Origin of the sequence: Pseudoalteromonas sp. NJ631 (assembly GCF_000276645.1) — a bacterium.
In the GTDB taxonomy this organism is placed as follows: domain Bacteria; phylum Pseudomonadota; class Gammaproteobacteria; order Enterobacterales; family Alteromonadaceae; genus Pseudoalteromonas; species Pseudoalteromonas piscicida.
In genome coordinates this window covers 1-18,258 of the sequence record NZ_AKXJ01000006.1, presented here as the reverse complement: position 1 = coordinate 18,258, position 18,258 = coordinate 1, and the positions used below count along the sequence as shown (strand labels likewise).

Annotated in this window: 15 protein-coding genes; all 15 read left to right on the top strand. The window is 43.1% G+C overall.

From position 1 onward, the window contains the following. The first annotated feature begins 23 nt into the window (after positions 1–23). The 15 genes from rbfA (at position 24) to A587_RS0111845 (ending at position 17,580) form a co-directional block, all read left to right on the top strand. A complete protein-coding gene (gene rbfA / locus A587_RS0111915; RefSeq protein ID WP_017217784.1) occupies positions 24–428 on the top strand; it encodes a 30S ribosome-binding factor RbfA in 405 nt (134 codons plus the stop codon). After that, positions 428–1,375: a tRNA pseudouridine(55) synthase TruB gene (truB, locus tag A587_RS0111910; RefSeq protein WP_017217783.1), complete on the top strand. Its 948-nt coding sequence runs from the start codon at positions 428–430 to the stop codon at positions 1,373–1,375. The genes rbfA and truB overlap by 1 nt, the downstream gene beginning before the upstream one ends. 105 nt (positions 1,376–1,480) lie before the next feature. Next, complete coding sequence (gene rpsO / locus A587_RS0111905; protein ID WP_010370825.1) at positions 1,481–1,750, top strand: 30S ribosomal protein S15; 270 nt, start codon at positions 1,481–1,483, stop codon at positions 1,748–1,750. Between the two features lie 224 nt (positions 1,751–1,974). Beyond that, positions 1,975–4,101 (top strand): polyribonucleotide nucleotidyltransferase, encoded by a 2,127-nt coding sequence (gene pnp, locus A587_RS0111900; RefSeq protein WP_010370826.1) that lies wholly within the window; start codon positions 1,975–1,977, stop codon positions 4,099–4,101. Positions 4,102–4,310: 209 nt separating this feature from the next. Continuing rightward, positions 4,311–5,198: a lipoprotein NlpI gene (gene nlpI, locus A587_RS0111895; RefSeq protein WP_017217782.1), complete on the top strand. Its 888-nt coding sequence runs from the start codon at positions 4,311–4,313 to the stop codon at positions 5,196–5,198. Next, the gene (locus A587_RS0111890) at positions 5,176–6,303 is read left to right on the top strand and encodes a hypothetical protein (protein ID WP_017217781.1); all 1,128 of its coding nucleotides are present in this window, start codon (positions 5,176–5,178) and stop codon (positions 6,301–6,303) included. The genes nlpI and A587_RS0111890 overlap by 23 nt, the downstream gene beginning before the upstream one ends. Before the next feature lie 203 nt (positions 6,304–6,506). Next, positions 6,507–9,299: a monovalent cation/H+ antiporter subunit A gene (locus A587_RS0111885; protein ID WP_017217780.1), complete on the top strand. Its 2,793-nt coding sequence runs from the start codon at positions 6,507–6,509 to the stop codon at positions 9,297–9,299. Next, a complete protein-coding gene (locus tag A587_RS0111880; protein WP_010370832.1) occupies positions 9,299–9,640 on the top strand; it encodes a Na+/H+ antiporter subunit C in 342 nt (113 codons plus the stop codon). Before A587_RS0111885 ends, A587_RS0111880 begins: the two co-directional genes overlap by 1 nt. Beyond that, positions 9,637–11,151 (top strand): monovalent cation/H+ antiporter subunit D, encoded by a 1,515-nt coding sequence (locus A587_RS0111875; protein WP_010370834.1) that lies wholly within the window; start codon positions 9,637–9,639, stop codon positions 11,149–11,151. Before A587_RS0111880 ends, A587_RS0111875 begins: the two co-directional genes overlap by 4 nt. Beyond that, entirely contained in the window at positions 11,152–11,688 is a 537-nt protein-coding gene (locus A587_RS0111870) for a Na+/H+ antiporter subunit E (protein WP_010370836.1), read from the top strand. It abuts the gene before it with no gap. Beyond that, entirely contained in the window at positions 11,682–11,951 is a 270-nt protein-coding gene (locus A587_RS0111865; RefSeq protein ID WP_010370838.1) for a K+/H+ antiporter subunit F, read from the top strand. Before A587_RS0111870 ends, A587_RS0111865 begins: the two co-directional genes overlap by 7 nt. Before the next feature lie 9 nt (positions 11,952–11,960). Continuing rightward, on the top strand, positions 11,961–12,287 hold the full coding sequence (locus tag A587_RS0111860) for a Na+/H+ antiporter subunit G (protein WP_010370840.1): 327 nt from the start codon (positions 11,961–11,963) through the stop codon (positions 12,285–12,287). 216 nt (positions 12,288–12,503) lie between these two features. Then, positions 12,504–14,618 carry a methyl-accepting chemotaxis protein gene (locus A587_RS0111855; protein WP_017217779.1) on the top strand — a complete coding sequence of 705 codons (2,115 nt, stop codon included), beginning with the start codon at positions 12,504–12,506 and terminating at the stop codon, positions 14,616–14,618. Between the two features lie 103 nt (positions 14,619–14,721). After that, the gene (locus A587_RS0111850) at positions 14,722–16,644 is read left to right on the top strand and encodes a DNA topoisomerase III (RefSeq protein WP_017217778.1); all 1,923 of its coding nucleotides are present in this window, start codon (positions 14,722–14,724) and stop codon (positions 16,642–16,644) included. Positions 16,645–16,722: 78 nt separating this feature from the next. Then, positions 16,723–17,580, top strand: coding sequence for a tetratricopeptide repeat protein (locus A587_RS0111845; protein ID WP_017217777.1), 858 nt, complete (start codon positions 16,723–16,725; stop codon positions 17,578–17,580). Positions 17,581–18,258 lie beyond the last annotated feature (678 nt).

Below are 18,258 nucleotides of genomic sequence, written 5' to 3'. Positions count from 1 at the left end.
TTTTGAAATTTTAAGTGGTGAAAATGAGAGAATTTTCTCGTACAGATCGCGTAGCACAGCAAATCCAAAAAGAAATTGCAGTGATCCTACAGCGCGAAATTAAAGATCCAAGATTGGGTATGGTAACAGTGTCAGCTGTTGAGGTATCACGCGATCTTTCTTATGCAAAAGTATTTATTACTGTGCTGAATACCAGTGATGAAGACAAAACTAAGCAAAGTGCGGCTATTCTGAATGAAGCAGCCGGTTATATCCGTTCGCTTCTTGGCAAGCGTATCCGTGCGCGTATCATGCCTGAGCTTAAATTTGTTATTGATAACTCCCTAATGGAAGGTATGCGTATTTCTAACTTGGTTGACTCTGTGATCAGAGAAGACAACGCAAAGCGTGGTCCTGAGTCTGGAGATAAAGACCAAGAGGAAGAGTAATGGCGCGTCGCACCAAAGGCCGTGCGATCGACGGCATTCTGTTATTAAATAAACCGCAAGGTATTTCTTCTAACAAAGCACTACAGCAAGCAAAGGGCATTTATTTCGCTCAAAAAGCAGGCCACACAGGTGCTTTGGATCCGCTGGCAACCGGTATGTTGCCAATTTGCTTTGGGGAAGCAACTAAGTTTACCCAGTTTTTGCTTGATACCGATAAAACCTACGTGGTGAGAGCGCAGCTGGGTGAGCGCACGACGACATCAGATTCTGATGGTGAAATAGTTGAAACGCGACCAGTAAATGTAACACTTGAGCAGCTAGAGCAAGAAATTGCCAGCTTCTTGGGGGAATCTGATCAGTACCCTTCGATGTATTCGGCGCTCAAATATCAGGGCCAACCGCTATACAAGTATGCCCGTGAAGGCATCGAAGTACCGCGAAAATGTCGCAAGATTAATGTTTATCGTATTACGTTAGACGAATATGACGAGCAAACTCAACAAATTCAAATGACGGTGCATGTGTCTAAGGGCACTTATATTCGTACGATAGTCGATGATTTGGGGGAAAAGCTTGGCTGTGGTGCGCATGTCATTATGTTACACCGTAGTGAAGTTGGTCATTACCCTAGCGACAAAATGATTACCTTAGTCGAGCTAGAAGCGTTACTTGAGAAAGCAAAAGCGGAAGAAGTTGCGCCTTCGACTTATATCGATGAATTATTGTTGCCGATGGATACCGCTTTGGTCGACTTGAGCGTTGTTGATATTAGCGCTGAGCAAGGCATTGCTTTTGGTCATGGGCAAACCGTTGCTGTCGAAAATTTACCAGACGGTATTGTTAAAGTGGTTGCTGATGGCAAGTTTGTTGGGATTGGCGAGCGTAATCCTCAAGGGCTATTGAAAGCAAAACGCGCGCTATCTTCCGCTCAGCCGGAATCACAATAAAATCTTCCTATGCAAGGGGTGTTTATGCTGGTATAATCTGCCAGCTTCCGCTTTGGCTGAATTAGTGATCGGCTGAAGCATTACTAAACTTATTTTGGAGTTATTATGTCACTAAGCAATCAAGAAAAAGCAGAAATCGTAGCAAAGTTCGCACGCGCAGAAGGTGATACAGGTTCACCAGAAGTACAAGTTGCACTTCTAACTGCAGACATCAACAAGCTACAAGGTCACTTCGCTAACCACAAGCAAGATTTCCACTCACGTCGTGGTCTTCTACGTAAAGTTAGCCAACGTCGTAACCTTCTTGACTACCTAAAAGGCAAGAGCGTTGACCGTTATGCTGCACTAATCAAAGAGCTTGGCCTACGTCGCTAATATTTTTGATTTCTTGTTGGAAATTTATCCAACAGTAAAAAAGGGGCTAATTAGCCCCTTTTTTTGTGGCTGTTCTATCAGTATACTTACAGCCGTTTAAAAATACTTTTAAACAAGCGTCAATCGGATTTCCAATTGTAGTGCTTAAGTAAATTATGGTGAGTTTATTTAAGACTGTGATTGGTCCCCGTTGACGTTGAAAACAATTTAGTAAGGAAAATATTGTGCAAGCAATTATTAAAGAATTTCAACTAGGTCAACACACGGTGACTCTAGAGACAGGTGCTATCGCACGTCAAGCTGACGGCGCAGTACTTGCAAGCATAGGTGATACTTCGGTACTTGTTACTGTTGTAGGAAGAAGAGAAGCGGCTCCTGGTCAAGACTTTTTCCCGCTAACGGTTAACTACCAAGAAAAAATGTACGCTGCGGGTCGTATCCCTGGTGGTTTCTTGAAGCGTGAAGGTCGTCCTTCAGACGGTGAAACACTAACCGCTCGTCTAATCGACCGTCCAATTCGTCCTCTATTCCCAGACGGCTTTGTAAATGAAGTTCAGGTTATCGCGACAGTGGTTTCTGTAAACCCTGAGATCCAACCTGATATCGTTGCTTTGATTGGTACTTCAGCAGCACTAGCTATCTCAGGTATTCCATTCAATGGCCCGCTAGGTGCAGCGCGCGTTGGTTTCATCGACGGTCAATATGTACTTAACCCTACGCTAAAAGAGCTAGAGACAAGTAAGCTTGATCTAGTTGTTGCTGGTACTGAAAACGCAGTACTAATGGTTGAATCAGAAGCTGAAGTGTTAACTGAAGAAGAAATGCTTGGCGCTGTTGTATACGGTCACGAGCAATCACAAGCTATCATCAAAGCAATCGAAGAATTCCGTGCTGAAGCTGGTAAAGCTGCATGGGATTGGACAGCACCTGAAAAAGATTTAACACTAGCTGAAAAAGTAGCTGCAATTGCAGAGCAAAAAGTAGGTGATGCATACCGTATTACTGACAAAGTTGCACGTAAAGAAGCACTTTCTGAAGCAAAAGCAGAAGTCATTGAAAAGCTTGGCGCTGAAGTTGCTGAAGGCGAGTCACTAGACGAGCAAGTGGTAGGTAAAACATTCAGCTCACTTGAGAAGAAAATTGTACGTAGCCGTATCATTGCTGGCGAAAAACGTATCGACGGTCGTGAACCAGATATGGTTCGTGCATTAGACGTGATGACAGGTGTACTGCCACGTACTCACGGTTCTGCAATCTTTACTCGTGGTGAAACTCAGGCACTTGTAACAGCAACCCTTGGTACTGAGCGTGACGCGCAGATGCTAGACGACCTAACTGGTACTCACAAGCATCACTTTATGCTTCACTATAACTTCCCTCCATTCTGTGTGGGTGAAACGGGTTTTGTAGGATCTCCTAAGCGTCGTGAAATCGGCCACGGTAACCTAGCTAAGCGTGGTATTGCGGCAGTAATGCCAACACTGGCTGAATTCCCATATTCAGTACGTGTAGTATCTGAAATCACTGAATCAAACGGTTCATCTTCAATGGCATCAGTATGTGGTACTTCACTTGCGCTAATGAACGCTGGTGTTCCAGTTAAAGCATCAGTTGCTGGTATCGCGATGGGTCTAGTGAAAGAAGGCGAAGATTTCGTTGTACTTTCTGACATCCTTGGTGACGAAGATCACTTAGGTGATATGGACTTCAAAGTAGCGGGTACAGCAAACGGTGTAACTGCACTACAAATGGATATCAAGATTGAAGGTATCACCAAAGAAATCATGCAGATCGCGCTTCGCCAAGCGAAAGCAGCGCGTCTACACATCCTAGGTGTGATGGACCAAGCGATTTCTGCACCTTCTGAAGAGCTATCTGAGTTCGCTCCACGTATCTACACTATGAAGATCCCTGCGAAGAAGATTGCTGAAGTTATCGGTAAAGGTGGTGCAACAATTCGCCAGCTTACTGAAGAAACAGATACAACGATTGAAATTGAAGACGACGGTACTATCAAGATCGCTGCAACGAATGGTAATAGCGCACAAGCTGCTATTTCACGTATCGAAGCGCTTACAGCAGAGCTTGAAGTTGGTACGCTTTACACTGGTAAAGTTATCCGTATCGTGGACTTCGGTGCGTTTGTAAACGTACTTCCAGGTAAAGATGGTCTAGTGCACATCTCACAAATCAGTGAAGAGCGCGTAAATAACGTTTCAGATCACTTAACTGTTGGTCAAGAAGTGAAAGTTAAAGTACTTGAAGTTGACCGCCAAGGCCGTGTTCGCTTAAGTATCAAAGAAGCACAAGAGAAAAAGGCTGAGCAGCCTAAAGAAGAAGGCGCTGAGTAATCTTTGCAATGCTTTGCATAGAATAGAAGTGTAAAGGGGCTGAATAGCCCCTTTTTTTATGCTTTAATGCTGTTTGACTCAAAATGATGAAACAAAACTGAGTTTATCTGGTCAATAGAGAACTAGGCAAAGTTATAGTAAATAATCAGATTGTTGGTATACCTGTGCAAAGACTCTAAACGGGCAAATGCCATTGAATGAGGAAGGAAATGAAGTTAGCGAAAATAGTTGTGCCATTAGTGCTAATAGGGCTGGTAGGATGTAAAAGCACGCAGCCAGAGGCCACTAAAAACATTGTAAATGTTCCGCTTGCAGTACCACTTCAAGCCAATTTCCGTAATGAGATTGCCATTGCTCGATTTAACGAGTTACTCTTACAGCCAGATATGGCAAATGAGCAACGCGCGCAGCTGCTATACAATCGCGGTATGCTGTACGATAGCATTGGCTTACAAACTCTTGCTCGCATTGACTTCAATCGTGCCGTACAAATTAAGCCGGATCTCGCCGAAGTATATAATTTCCTTGGTATTCATCAAACGTTAGAACAAAATTATGGCCGCGCATATGAAATGTTTGATGCCGTGCTTGAGCTTGACGAGCAACATGAATATGCCTATTTAAATCGTGGTATCGCATTGTATTACGGCGAGCGAGCCGATTTAGCTGTAAAAGATTTTGAAGCCTTTTTGGCGCGTGCTCCAAAAGATGCGTACCGTGCTATGTGGCTGTATATTGCTCAGCAGCAAGTAGACGATGTACTTGCTAAGCAGACATTGGCAGCAAATAGCCAAGCATTAGACCCTGACGAATGGTCGTCTCAGTTAGTTGCACTATATTTGGGTACTTTATCTGAAGAAGCATTTCTTGCGCAGATCTCTGAGGGCGTGAGCACCCAAGAAGAGTACGCACAGCGTCTCTGTGAAGCCTATTTTTATCTGGCTAAGCGATATCAGACCCAAGGAGATTTAGCCTCTGCGATTAGCTATTTTAAGCTCGCACTGGCAACTAATGTATATGAGTTTGTAGAACATAAATACGCGCGTCTTGAGCTTGATTTACTTGCCCAGTTGAATGACGAACAAGACGCGAGCTAAACACCTTGTTATTTTCGTGCTTATAGGGCTGCTGTTTTCAAGCAGCCCTAATTATGCACATCTCTCTAGCGCACAAAAATCAGCACTTGTCGTCGCCAATCCAAATAGCTATTTTGCCATTGCACCGGTGCTAGAGGTGTTACCCTCACAAGCAAGTGCACAATTAGTAAAAGCCATTGCAGGCCTAAAGCAACCAAGTTGGGAGTTTGAACGGTTACAGCGCAGTTTGAGTGCTCAAGAGAAAAATAGCACTAAGCCGCTTTTACTTGATACTTGGTCCCGTTTAAATCGTCAGCAGCGCCAGCAAGTGTCCGAGCAGTTAGTATCACTTGGCCGATATCACTTGCTTTATGCGCTTTCAAAGCGCTACGCGTTAAACCCAGCACTCACTTCGTTGCTCGCGGTGTGGCAAGGAAAGTCTGTCACGACATTTTTGAATAACCCCTACTTAAGACAGTTTCACACTCTCTCAGAGCGTCAGCATTCAAGTGCGTTTTGTCAGTTTAATCTTGCACTAATCGCCAGTGATTTAGATGGTTTGCAACGTTTACAAGCGCTTAAACATGCTTATGAGCAACAACCAGAGCCAGCCAAAGGCGTATATTGTTTATCCAAACCGATATATGCGGCGAATAAACTCAGTTGTAAGAGGCAAAGGGGATTTGCAATGTGTGACTTACGAAACGAGCAGGGCTTGTCGAAATACGATCATCTGGTGTTAATGGCAACGGAAGGACTTGCTAATGTCAGCGGCAAGCACATGACTTTAACCGCCACCAGCACCTACAATACGCTGGTACACGAGCTTATGCACTTTAGTGGTTTTGAAGATGAATACCCAGTACCAGCTAAAAAAGCAAAATGGCTTTGCGCGACTTCAGGGCAAAAGGCACCAAATCTTTACGTTGGTGACCACGCACCGAACAATTGGGTGCCGAGTCGCACCTGCGAGTTAGGTAAACTTTCCTCATATAAACCCTCGAATAGTCACTCTTTGCTCGAATATCAATCAATTAAGTTAGATGAAAATTACCGTAAAAGGTGGTTAGCAGTACTGAATTCAATACGTTTAGAAGATAAAATAGCGGTTAATTCAGCTGAATAGTTTTGAACTTATTCTGAATAGTTTGTTAAGGTTGGCTAAAATAGCATCAGCTAGAAAGTGAAACTCTAGACAACTCAAACACTAATCAAGTATAACAGGGTTCATGTACGTGTGGTTGATGTGTACCGATTGCTCCAACTTGGAAGGGGAATTGTCACATTGATCTAAACGAGCCATAACGACGCAAATAAAAGGTTTCATCTATGACTTTATTTTGGATACCCTTGCTATCCTTAATTGGCAGTTTTATCTCTGCATTTACGGGAAAGCTTTCTCGTAATCAGTCGACTGCTATAACCTTAGTAGCGCCAGCAGTGGCAATTTTACTTGCTGTTGATCTCGCCCCTGCCGTTTTCGCAGGAGAGACTATTCGGTACACATTTGAATGGGTCCCGCTTCTAGATATTAACATCGCGTTTAGACTGGATGGTCTTGCGTTGTTGTTCGTTTTCATGATCTTGGGCATTGGTATGCTGGTTATCTTCTATGCTAGATACTACCTTAGCAGCAATGATTCCATGCCTAAACTTTATGCCTACTTAATGCTCTTTATGACCGCCATGCTTGGCATCGTTATGTCTAATAACGTATTACAACTGTGGTTATTCTGGGAGCTTACCAGTATTAGTTCATTTTTACTTATTAGCTATTGGTGGCATAAATCAGAGGCTCGCAAAGGGGCGAAAATGGCACTTGCTATCACTGGCGGTGGCGGCTTAGCACTGCTTGCTGGCTTGATGTTGATAGGTGATATTGTTGGCAGTTATAACTTGGATGTGATTTTATCGAGTCGTGAGCTTATTCAATCCCATGCATTATATGAAGTGGCGTTAATCCTTGTGCTACTGGGGGCATTTACCAAGTCCGCGCAATTCCCATTCCATTTCTGGCTACCGCACGCGATGGCTGCACCAACGCCTGTAAGTGCGTACTTACACTCTGCGACTATGGTGAAAGCTGGAATATTCTTACTGGCGCGCTTTTATCCTGCGCTGGCGGGTACAGAGCTATGGTTTATTCTCGTTGGCTTAACGGGCTTAGCGACGCTGCTCGTTGGCGCCTATATCGCGTTATTTAAGCATGATCTAAAAGGTCTTCTGGCGTTTTCAACGATCAGTCATTTAGGTCTTATTACGTTATTACTTGGTCTGGATACTGAGCTTGCGACTGTCGCGGCGGTTTTCCATATTATTAACCACGCGACGTTTAAGGCTTCTTTATTCATGGCGACGGGGATCATCGACCATGAAACGGGTACTCGTGATATGCGTAAACTTAACGGTATGTGGCGTTTTATGCCCTATACCGCAACGCTTGCGATGGTTGCCGCTTCTGCGATGGCTGGGGTGCCGCTACTTAATGGTTTCTTGTCTAAAGAAATGTTCTTTGCCGAGACGCTACACCAGCAACTTCTGGGCTCTATGTCGTGGTTGATTCCAATTTTGGCGACAATCGCCGGTGCATTCTCTGTTGCGTATTCGGCGCGATTTATTCATGACGTATTCTTCAACGGAGATCCAATTGATTTACCTAAGGAGCCACATGAAGCGCCACGCTATATGCGTTTTCCAATCGAAATCTTGGTCGCTTTATGTTTGATAGTCGGCATGTTCCCTAACTTTATCGTTGATGGCATGTTAAAAACAGCATCAAGTGCGGTATTAGGGGAGGCTGCGCCAACCTTTGAGGTTGCTATTTGGCATGGCTTTAACTTACCACTGCTTATGAGTGGTCTTGCGGTATGTGGTGGTTTATTAATTTATACTCAGCGCAAATATCTATTCCAATTCCAAGCTTCATTACCGCCAATGAACGCTAAGAAAACGTTTGAACGGACTATGTACAACATCGTGTCTTGGAGTCGCGCGCGTGTAAACGCAATAGAAAATGGTTCGCTACAGCGTTATCTGATGCTGATGTTTATTGTTGTGCTGGTGAGTGCGGGCTGGCCATTGTTTGAAATGTCACAGTTAGTGGGTAATTTAGAGCCGACGCCAATTGACGTACATAACGGTATTGGTGCTGGTTTATTAATGATTGGAGCAATTGGCACGGTTATCTGGCATCGTACTCGTATGGTTGCACTGCTAATGATTTCGGTTGTTGGTCTCATGGTGTCGGTTGCCTTTACGCGCTTCTCAGCACCGGATCTGGCGCTTACTCAGTTAACGGTAGAAGTAGTAACCATTATTCTGTTAATGCTTGCGTTATTCTTCTTACCGCAAAGAACGCCGAAGGAGTCTAGTTCTATTCGCGTACTCCGTGATATGGGGATTGCTTCAGCAATTGGTGTGATCATTGGAAGTATCAGTTACGCCTTGATCACAAGACCGCTGGATAGTATTTCTGAGTTCTTTATTGCAAACGCCAAAGTTGGCGGTGGCGGGACGAATGTCGTTAACGTTATCTTAGTGGATTTCCGTGGTTTTGATACGCTAGGTGAAATTACTGTACTGGGTATTGCGGCGCTGGGGATTTATAAGTTGCTGATTAATTTACCACTATTTATGCCAGGCAGTGACAGTGAAGGCAGACCTTGGGCTAAAGAGAGATATCCGTTACTGTTGGCAAGTATTTCGCAAAGCTTATTGCCTTTGGCATTGCTGGTTTCGGTTTATATTTTCTTGCGCGGCCACAATCTACCGGGTGGTGGGTTTATCGCGGGCCTAATCACGGCGATAGCCTTTATTTTACAATACATTGCTCATGGTTCGAATTGGATTGCAGAGCGCTTTGATGTCAATTACCGCAAGATTATCGCAACGGGTATCGCTATTTCTCTAGCAACCGGTGTGGGTAGTTGGTTCTTTGGCAAACCATTCTTAACCTCATGGTTTGATTATTTTGATATCCCATTGGTAGGTAAAACTGAGTTGGCAAGTGCCATCGCATTCGACCTTGGTGTTTATATCACCGTGGTTGGTGCAACGCTGATGATTTTGGCGAGCCTAGGTAAAGTAACGGCAAATGCGCCCAAAGAAGAGGTGAATATTTAATGGAATTGCTTTATGCATCGTGTGTGGGCTTGCTAGTAGCCTGTGGCGTATTTTTGATTCTACGAGCAAGAACATTCCCTGTTGTTCTTGGTTTAACTATGTTGTCTTATGCGGTCAACTTGTTTTTGTTCGCATCGGGTAGATTGACCTTAAACAAAGCTGCAGTGCTTGGTTATAGCAGTGAGTATGCAGATCCACTGCCGCAAGCCTTGGTATTGACGGCAATTGTTATCGGGTTCGCGATGACGGCATTTGTCGTGATCTTAGCTATTCGCGGTCGTTCTGATTTGGGTAATGACCATGTAAATGGCATTGTTCCTGACAAAAAGGGTAAAGCATGATCCAACATTTGACTTCTTTACCTATTTTATTACCCATGTTGGCAGGGGTGATCCTGCTGATGCCACCGTGTGGTAAAAACTTAGCGATTAGGCGTAAAGTTTCAGTACTTATGTCGCTGATTACGTTTGCAGTTTGTGCCTCACTTTTACTACATGTTCAGCAGTCTGGCATTCAGGTTTATGCGATTGGTAACTGGCAAGCACCGTTTGGTATTGTGTTAGTTGCTGATCAACTTTCGACTCTGTTAGTCAGCTTAACCGCGTTGTTGTGTTTTGTGTGTTCGCTGTATAGCTGTGCCGGAGACGACGAACGAGGAAGTTTCTTCCATCCGTTACTGCACTTTTTGGTGATGGGGGTAAACGGCGCCTTCTTAACTGGTGACGCGTTCAACTTATTTGTATTCTTTGAGATTTTGTTGATAGCGTCTTATGCACTACTAATGCATGGTGGTGATAAGCACAATACCCGTGCTTCACTGCAATACGTGATCCTAAATCTAGTAGGTTCGTCGGTATTTTTGATTGCATTAGGTATCTTGTACGGTGTGCTTGGTACTTTGAACATGGCGGATATGGCATATAAGATCACTTTCTTACAAGGAGATGATGTTTATCTTGCTAAGATTGGCGGCTTATTGTTATTGGTTGTATTTGCGCTAAAAGGCGCCTTGCTACCGCTTCATCTATGGCTGCCAAACACCTATGCAACCGCGTTGCCTGTTGTTGCCGCTTTATTTGCAATCATGACTAAAGTGGGTGTGTATTCCATGATGCGCGTGTATACACTGATTTTTGGCGATCAAGCTGGTGAATTAAGTCATATGGCACAAGAGTGGCTATGGTGGCTCGCTCTGGCGACTATCGTCATGGGTGGAATTGGCGTGCTTGCTAGTCAAGACTTACGTAAGCTGTCTGCAAATTTAGTGGTGGTGTCGGTTGGTACCTTAGTGGCATTAGTCGCCGTACAAACTGTAAATAGTAGTGCTGCAGCCATTTACTATTTAGTGCACTCGACGTTAGTGTCTGCTGCATTGTTCTTACTCGCTGATTTAGTGGGGAAACAAAGGGGTAAAGTTGCCGATAGGATCACCGCAGGTCGCCCAGTAGTACAACCCATGTTACTTGGTATCATGTTTGCGATAGCGGCAATCACTGTGATTGGTATGCCACCGTTATCAGGCTTTATTGGCAAAGTATGGATCTTAAAGTCGACCATCGAGTCTAGTCACACATATTGGTTTTGGGCGGTGTATTTGTTAGTAAGCTTAGCGGTATTAGTTAGTGTCTCAAAAGCAGGTAGCACTGTGTTTTGGCATCATACGGGTAAGGTCGATACGCAATCGGCAGAAAAAGCGCATCCAGCCCAAATTATCGCAATTCTTACCTTGATAACTTGTGCACCGTTAATGGTGATTTTTGCCGGTCCATTGACTGATTATGCATTGTCAGCAGCCGACTCTTTGCACGACTTTTCAAGCATGACGAATGCAGTGTTAAAAGGAGCGAAATAGATGCGTTTAGAAGCAAGGTTTAAATGGCTACCAACTCCATTTCGCAGTCTACTGCTGTTTACCGTATGGTTATTGATGAATAATAGTGTTTCAGCTGGGCATATTATTCTCGCGACTATTCTAGCGATTGTGATCCCGCTTATTACCTATAGGTTTAGAACTAAGCAACCACTGATCATTAAGCCATGGCGTGCGTTTACTCATTTGCTGTTGGTGCTTTACGATATCATTACTGCCAACGTTGAGGTCGCGATAAAGATCTTAGGACCAACGAAGAAATTACGCCCTGGTTTCGTGTTGGTGCCGCTCGATATAGATCAAGCTATGCCAATCACTATTTTAGCCAGCACGGTATCTTTAACTCCTGGCACCGTAAGTGCTGAGGTATACCCTTGGCCAGAGTCTGTAAAAAGTGGCGAAAAACCAGAACGTAAATACTTACTGATCCATGTGTTAGATCTTACGGATGAGCAAGCATTGATTGATACAGTTAAATCTCGTTATGAAGCGCCATTGAAGGAGATTTTTGAATGCTAGAAACTGTAATTCTTATTGTCTTTGCGATGATAGGTGTATCACTTTTGCTAAATCTTTGGCGTTTGGTTGTTGGACCTTCAATTCCAGATAGAATTTTAGCGCTCGATACCATGTACATAAATACCATTGCGCTTATTATTCTTTATGGAATGAGTATGGGGACTGCATTGTACTTTGAAGCCGCATTACTAATAGCAATGCTTGGTTTTGTAAGTACGGTTGCAGTATGTAAGTATTTGCTACGCGGCGACATCATAGAATAGGAGAGCGATATGTCAGAATGGATAATTTCTATTTTATTACTGTTAGGTGGTGCATTTGTATTGATAGGCTCTATTGGTCTTGTGAAAATGCCTGACTTTTTTATGCGTCTCCATGGTCCTACAAAAGCTACAACGCTTGGAATGGCGTGCTTATTGACCTCGGCAATGGTGTATTTCAGTACCACGACTGATGGCGTGAGTGTAAAAGAAATCTTGATTTCAATATTTTTGTTGCTCACCGCCCCCATCTCTGGATATATGCTGATTAAGTCAGCAATACATCACCGTTTGCCAAGTAATGAAAAGACGACTGGCAAAGACAAGATAAAAAAATAGTGCTTCGGCGCTATTTTTTTATCCACCACTTTATAATTTATTCCTCAAAATGCTTCACTTAAGTATCATAAATTTCAGTACGTTATTAAATTTTTTGCTACAGTTAAAAAAGACTTCATAGTCGCCGATAAAAATAGGGGTCACTCGTTTTATCAAGTTGATGATGAACGTGCAGTGCAATTTGTTTGCATACTAAGTCTAAAAACTGGGAATGTTATGAAACAAGCTTCGATTAAAAACAAACTCTTATTCTTTGTAACAGCATTAGTAACGAGTTTGGTTGTTATATTAGTGACAACAATGTGGTTTCACCTTGCAGCAGAAAATACCAAGCAAAGTGAAGGGGTCCAACAAGCGATTTATGATGAAATATCCCAAGGTCTTATCGCTAAAGGCAATCAATATGGGCAACGTGTGGCTGGCTTTATCAATGAAGCCTATCGTGTTCCTTACACTTTGGCGGGTGTGCTATCGCATACCGCCGAGCAGGATCCTCTGAGCCGAGAACAAGTGCAAGAAGTTGTCAATGGTGCGCTAAAGCAAAATCGCTTTGTGTCTTCTATGTATGCACAGTTTGAACCGAATGGTTACGATGGCAATGATGCCAGTAATCAAGGTGGTTCGAGTCACTCTGTGCCGGGCGCTGGTACCTTAGAGCTCTACTTCACTCAAGAAGCTGATGGTCCGATGCAACAAAAAGTTGAGTCGGCAGAAGAAAAATATGCCGATGCAATCAATGAATTTGGCCTACGAGAAGCCGAGTGGTATCTGTGCGCAAAAGATAAAATAGCGCCTTGTATCATGGAGCCCTATTTATATGAAATTTCTCCGGGCAACAAAATGCTGATGACCTCATTGACTACACCAGTCGTGGTCAATCGTCAATTTAGAGGTTTAGTGGGCGTGGATGTAAATTTGCCGATTTTTCAAACTATGGTCGACGAGCTCTCAAACTCGCTTTACTCAGGAGCCGCTAAGGTAACCTTGTTAAGTGAGCTGGGTCTTGTTGTGGGTTCTAGTCACTATAAGAATTTAGCACGCCCACTTGCAGAGTCGACAAAGTCAGATAGGGCTGAGGTGTTAAAATCGCTGCACACAGGTTCTGGGATTAAAGAGCTTGGTGAAGATTTAGTCGTAGCAGTACCGATCAATATTGCGTTACCAAACACCACTTGGTCTCTGGTAATCGAACTACCTAAGGCAATTGCACTTAGTTCTGCTACAACGCTGCAAAGTCAGCTGGAGGAGTCGACAAACTCCGTTGGTCGCTGGATGCTTATTATCGGTATTGTTATTGCTGTTATTGGCATTGCGATTGCGGTGGTATTAGTGAACACAATTATCGGCCCGCTTACTCATATTCAGGAACGAGTCGAGAACTTAGCTTCTAGCGAAGGCGATTTAACGCATGAGCTAGAAGTGAGCCATCATGCTGAGTTGATTGCCTTGGCACATGGCTTTAACCGCTTTACTGATAAACTACGAAAAATGATTGATGACCTCAAAGGTCTTGCTGAATCTTCCTATGAGCAGTCGCATCGAACAACAGAAGCTGCGATTAACATCAAAAACAAAGTCGCTAATCAGCATCTAGAGATAGACAGCGTAGTTACTGCAATTAACGAACTCAGTGCGACCGCTTCAGAGGTGGCCCGGGCGTCTGAAAAAGCGGCTGCAAGTACGAATCAGGCCGCGGATCAAGTTCAGCAAAGCGAACAAAGCATCATTAAAACGACTGAAACGGTGCAATCAATGGCGGATCAAGTCATTGATGCAAAACAAGCGGTCGTGAAGGTATCTGAACGCAGTGATGATATTTCCAAAATACTAGAAGTGATCAGAGCCATTGCAGAGCAAACTAATTTACTGGCCTTAAACGCGGCAATTGAAGCTGCAAGGGCGGGGGAACAAGGGCGTGGTTTTGCGGTTGTTGCAGATGAAGTTCGAGCTTTGGCGTCAAAAACACAGGCGTCGACGGACGACATTAGTAAACTAATAGATAACCTACAGAGTGAAGTCGCGAACTCAGGCCGGATCATTGAGAGCTCTGTGCAGCTAGGTGAAGACGCAGTGAGTTATTGCCAAGAATCGGCTAGGTTAATGAGTACGCTAGTTGCTGAGTTGACGAGCATTTCTAATGAAGTAACGCAAATTGCGACGGCTGCGGAAGAGCAAAGCATGGTTACCGAAGAAATTAATACGAATACGACGGGCATTTCAGACGCCGCTGCTGAGCTTTCGAAGTTCGCTGATGAAGTAGAGCAAGCGGCCAGTTCAATGACGCTGATAGTCGAACAGAAACACAAGCAACTTAATTTATTAAGAACGTAAATTTGTTGGTTTGCAAAGAGACTGGAGACAGTCTCTTTGCAGCTATGGCGTTTTTCATCAAAATTCACTATGATAACTGTATCTATATACAGTTAAGCCAATCATGAAACTCTATATCGCAGAAAAACCCTCTTTAGGTCGAGCAATCGCCGATGTCTTACCAAAACCACATAAAAAACAAGATGGTTATATAGAAGTCGCGAATGGTGATGTGGTTTCTTGGTGTATAGGCCACTTGTTGGAACAAGCAGAACCTGAAGACTACGATGCCAAATACAAAAAATGGCAGTTTCATGATCTACCAATCGTGCCTACTCAATGGCAGTTCAAAGCAAAGCCAAAAACAAAAAAGCAGCTTAGCACTTTAAAAAAGTTACTCACAAAAGCCGATGAAATCTACCATGCTGGAGATCCAGATAGAGAAGGGCAATTGCTCGTGGACGAAGTATTTCAATTCGTAAATTTGCCAGAGCGGAAAAGAGCAACGATCCGACGCTTGTTGATCAGTGATTTGAATCCACAAGCTGTGAAAAAGGCATTGGCTTCGACACGTTCTAATCAAGAGTTTGTTCCTTTAAGTGTATCTGCACTTGCAAGAGCTAGAGCGGATTGGTTATTTGGTATGAATTTAACCAGAGCGTTTACGTTGGCTGGGCAAAAAGCGGGAGTGAATGCCGTTTTGTCGGTTGGCAGAGTGCAAACACCGGTACTTGGTTTGGTTGTTAGGAGAGATTTAGAAATAGAGAACTTTGTATCTAAACCATTTTATGAGGTGATTGCACATATCAATAAACCAAATTGGGGAGTCTTTGAAGCTAAGTGGGTACCAAGTGAAGCATGTAAGCCTTATATGGACGAAGATGGGCGTGTTCTGGTTAAAGCCTTAGCTGAAAATGTTGCGGATAGGATCAGTCAAAAGCAAGCAACAATAAATAAAGTTGAAACGAAACCAAAAAAGATAAATCCGCCGTTACCTTATAACCTTTCTTCTTTGCAGATTGACGCAAATAAGCGCTACGGTTTATCGGCTCAGCAAGTGTTGGATATTTGTCAGGCACTTTATGAGAAACATAAACTGATCACTTACCCTAGATCAGATAACCGTTATCTACCACAAGAACATTTTGTTGAAAGAGAGCAAGTCATTGCGGCTGCCGAGCACAATCAGGGAATAGAAAGTAAGTTTATTAAGTTAGCTGATATGAACCTAAAAGGAGCGTGTTGGAATGATAAAAAGGTAGAAGCGCATCACGCTATTATTCCAACCACTAAAAAGCACCGCAGTGCTCAGCTTGGGCATAGAGAGTTACAGGTCTATCAACTCATCTCTGTACAATACCTTGCGCAATTCTTTCACCCCTACCGCTACAACGAAACTAAAGTGGAGTTGGAGATTAGTGGTGGTCAATTCAAAGCACAAGCGAAGCAAATCACAGATCAAGGATTCAAGATACTGTTTAAAGGTCATGAGGTAGAAAAAGAAAGCCTATTGCCGGAGTTACAGGTGGGAGAGCAACTTTTATGCGAGAAAGGTGAAGTTAAAGAAAAGCAAACCCAGCCGCCAAAGCATTACACTGAAGCCACCTTATTAGGTGCAATGACAGGTATTGCACGGTTTGTTTCCGATCAATCTATCAAAAAGGTATTGAAAGACACTGACGGGCTTGGCACCGAGGCGACGCGGGCCGGAATTATTGAACTTTTGTTTAGACGGCAGTTTCTTAGGCGAGAAGGTAAGACGATATATTCTACGGCGCTGGGAAAAGCATTTATTCAAACCCTACCTGAGTCACTTTCATTACCAGACAGAACTGCGCTCTGGGAGTCATTGCTCGGAAAGATCGCCAATAAGGAAACGTCGTATAATCAATTTATGCAACCGCTTTGTGATGAGTTAGGTGGATTTATTGACAGCGCTCAGTCTATCAATACGAATGCACTGAAAGGCGTCCCTGTACCTGCATTTAAAAAACGTGGGGCAAGAAAGGGGAAATTTACTCGAAAGAGAAAGCCAAGCTCTGCATAATTGTTTTCTTGGCTTGGTTGTAAATTCAGATAGTGTCACTATATCAACCATATTAATTACTCAGACAGAAAATAGAATATGAGCAATAAAATCCAACTAACCCCTGAAAACATTCAGCAAGTAATAACCGACCCAAATCCAGAGAAAGTGTTATTACTAACCTTTTATAGCAATCAAAACCCTGAATGTGTTCAGCAAGACCAAATATTGGAGGGGATCGCGGCTGCTTATAGTGAGCACATAACCATAGGTGTTATCGACTGTGATGTCCAACAAGCTCTGGCATCTCAACTCGCTCAGCAAATTGGTTTACAAGCTTTGCCAACGATTGTGATTTTAAAAGGTGGTGCGCCAGTAGATATGCTGGCAGGGGCAAAAACAGAAGAAGAAATTAAAGAAGCTTTGTCTGAGCATTTACCATCACCTGAAGTTATTTTACTTGATCAAGCGAAGCAATTCCTTGCAAGCGGCGAGCTAAATAATGCCTTTAGTTATGCGAAGAAGGCATACGACATTGACAGTAGTAACACTCGGGTTAAGTTGGTGTTTGCGGATATCTGTATGCAAATTCAAAAATTTGATGAAGCTCAAGCGTTGTTAGATTCTGTAAATGAAGAACAGCGAGACCCGTATTATCACAATTTAGTCGCTAAATTGGCGCAAGCCGCGGCTGCACAAGATTCGCCAGAGGTAAAGCGTCTAGAGCTAGCGGTGGAAGCTGAGCCTGATTCATTAGACTTACGTTGTCAGTTAGCTCAAGCTCAGTTAGATGTGGGTAAAAAAGAGGAAGCATTGGCTAGCCTACTTACGGTGCTTAAGAAAGATATGAACTACGGTGAAGCCAAAAGGGGATTTTTAGATATTATCGCTTCGCTTCCTGATGGCGATAGTGTTGCTTCAGCATATCGACGAAAGCTATATAGTCTTCTTTACTAAAAGAATAGATCGTTGAATACCAAGATACAGGTGAAAATTTCTTCAACTGTATCTTGCATCCTCCCAAATTTGATCAATACTTATGATCCCTTCGCGAAAACTGGTGACAGTTTTATGAAGAAAATATTGCATTAATGTGGTTTTTAAGTGGTTTTGTGTGTTTTCTGTTCGAATAAACCGTTTTTATAAGTTTTAATGAAAAAAGGGGTTGCACTAAAATCGGATATCCCTATAATGCGCTTCCACCGACACGGGGAGCAACGCTGAAAAGTAATAAGTCAACGAGTTGGTAGTCGAGTAAAACTTAGCTTTGAGAGCTTGGATGAAAACTTCTAAAGAAATTCAAAATTAAGTGTTGACAAAAAATCGGGGATGCTTAGAATGCACATCCCTTGAAACAATGAAATGTTTCGAAACGTTCTTTAAAAATATGAAGCAATCATCTGTGTGGGCACTCGTACAGATTGAGTTCTAACAGCAGATTCTAGTTCGCTAGATCACGCAAACAAAGTTAGAGTCTCAATTGTAACTGAGTGACTATATAGTCAATTCGTTTTGATTTTACTTTTTTAAAAAGTAGAAGCAGACAATCAGAATTCATTGAGCTGAAACTTAGGTTTCAAAAAAAACTTTTAATTGAAGAGTTTGATCATGGCTCAGATTGAACGCTGGCGGCAG

Coding starts and splice junctions, on each gene's coding strand:
- truB (WP_017217783.1), top strand. CDS start 428: ATGGCGCGTCGCACCAAAGGCCGTGCGATCGACGGCATTCTGTTATTA.
- A587_RS0111845 (WP_017217777.1), top strand. CDS start 16,723: ATGAGCAATAAAATCCAACTAACCCCTGAAAACATTCAGCAAGTAATA.
- rpsO (WP_010370825.1), top strand. CDS start 1,481: ATGTCACTAAGCAATCAAGAAAAAGCAGAAATCGTAGCAAAGTTCGCA.
- A587_RS0111860 (WP_010370840.1), top strand. CDS start 11,961: ATGTCAGAATGGATAATTTCTATTTTATTACTGTTAGGTGGTGCATTT.
- A587_RS0111875 (WP_010370834.1), top strand. CDS start 9,637: ATGATCCAACATTTGACTTCTTTACCTATTTTATTACCCATGTTGGCA.
- A587_RS0111890 (WP_017217781.1), top strand. CDS start 5,176: ATGACGAACAAGACGCGAGCTAAACACCTTGTTATTTTCGTGCTTATA.
- rbfA (WP_017217784.1), top strand. CDS start 24: ATGAGAGAATTTTCTCGTACAGATCGCGTAGCACAGCAAATCCAAAAA.
- A587_RS0111855 (WP_017217779.1), top strand. CDS start 12,504: ATGAAACAAGCTTCGATTAAAAACAAACTCTTATTCTTTGTAACAGCA.
- A587_RS0111880 (WP_010370832.1), top strand. CDS start 9,299: ATGGAATTGCTTTATGCATCGTGTGTGGGCTTGCTAGTAGCCTGTGGC.
- A587_RS0111850 (WP_017217778.1), top strand. CDS start 14,722: ATGAAACTCTATATCGCAGAAAAACCCTCTTTAGGTCGAGCAATCGCC.
- nlpI (WP_017217782.1), top strand. CDS start 4,311: ATGAAGTTAGCGAAAATAGTTGTGCCATTAGTGCTAATAGGGCTGGTA.
- A587_RS0111885 (WP_017217780.1), top strand. CDS start 6,507: ATGACTTTATTTTGGATACCCTTGCTATCCTTAATTGGCAGTTTTATC.
- A587_RS0111870 (WP_010370836.1), top strand. CDS start 11,152: ATGCGTTTAGAAGCAAGGTTTAAATGGCTACCAACTCCATTTCGCAGT.
- A587_RS0111865 (WP_010370838.1), top strand. CDS start 11,682: ATGCTAGAAACTGTAATTCTTATTGTCTTTGCGATGATAGGTGTATCA.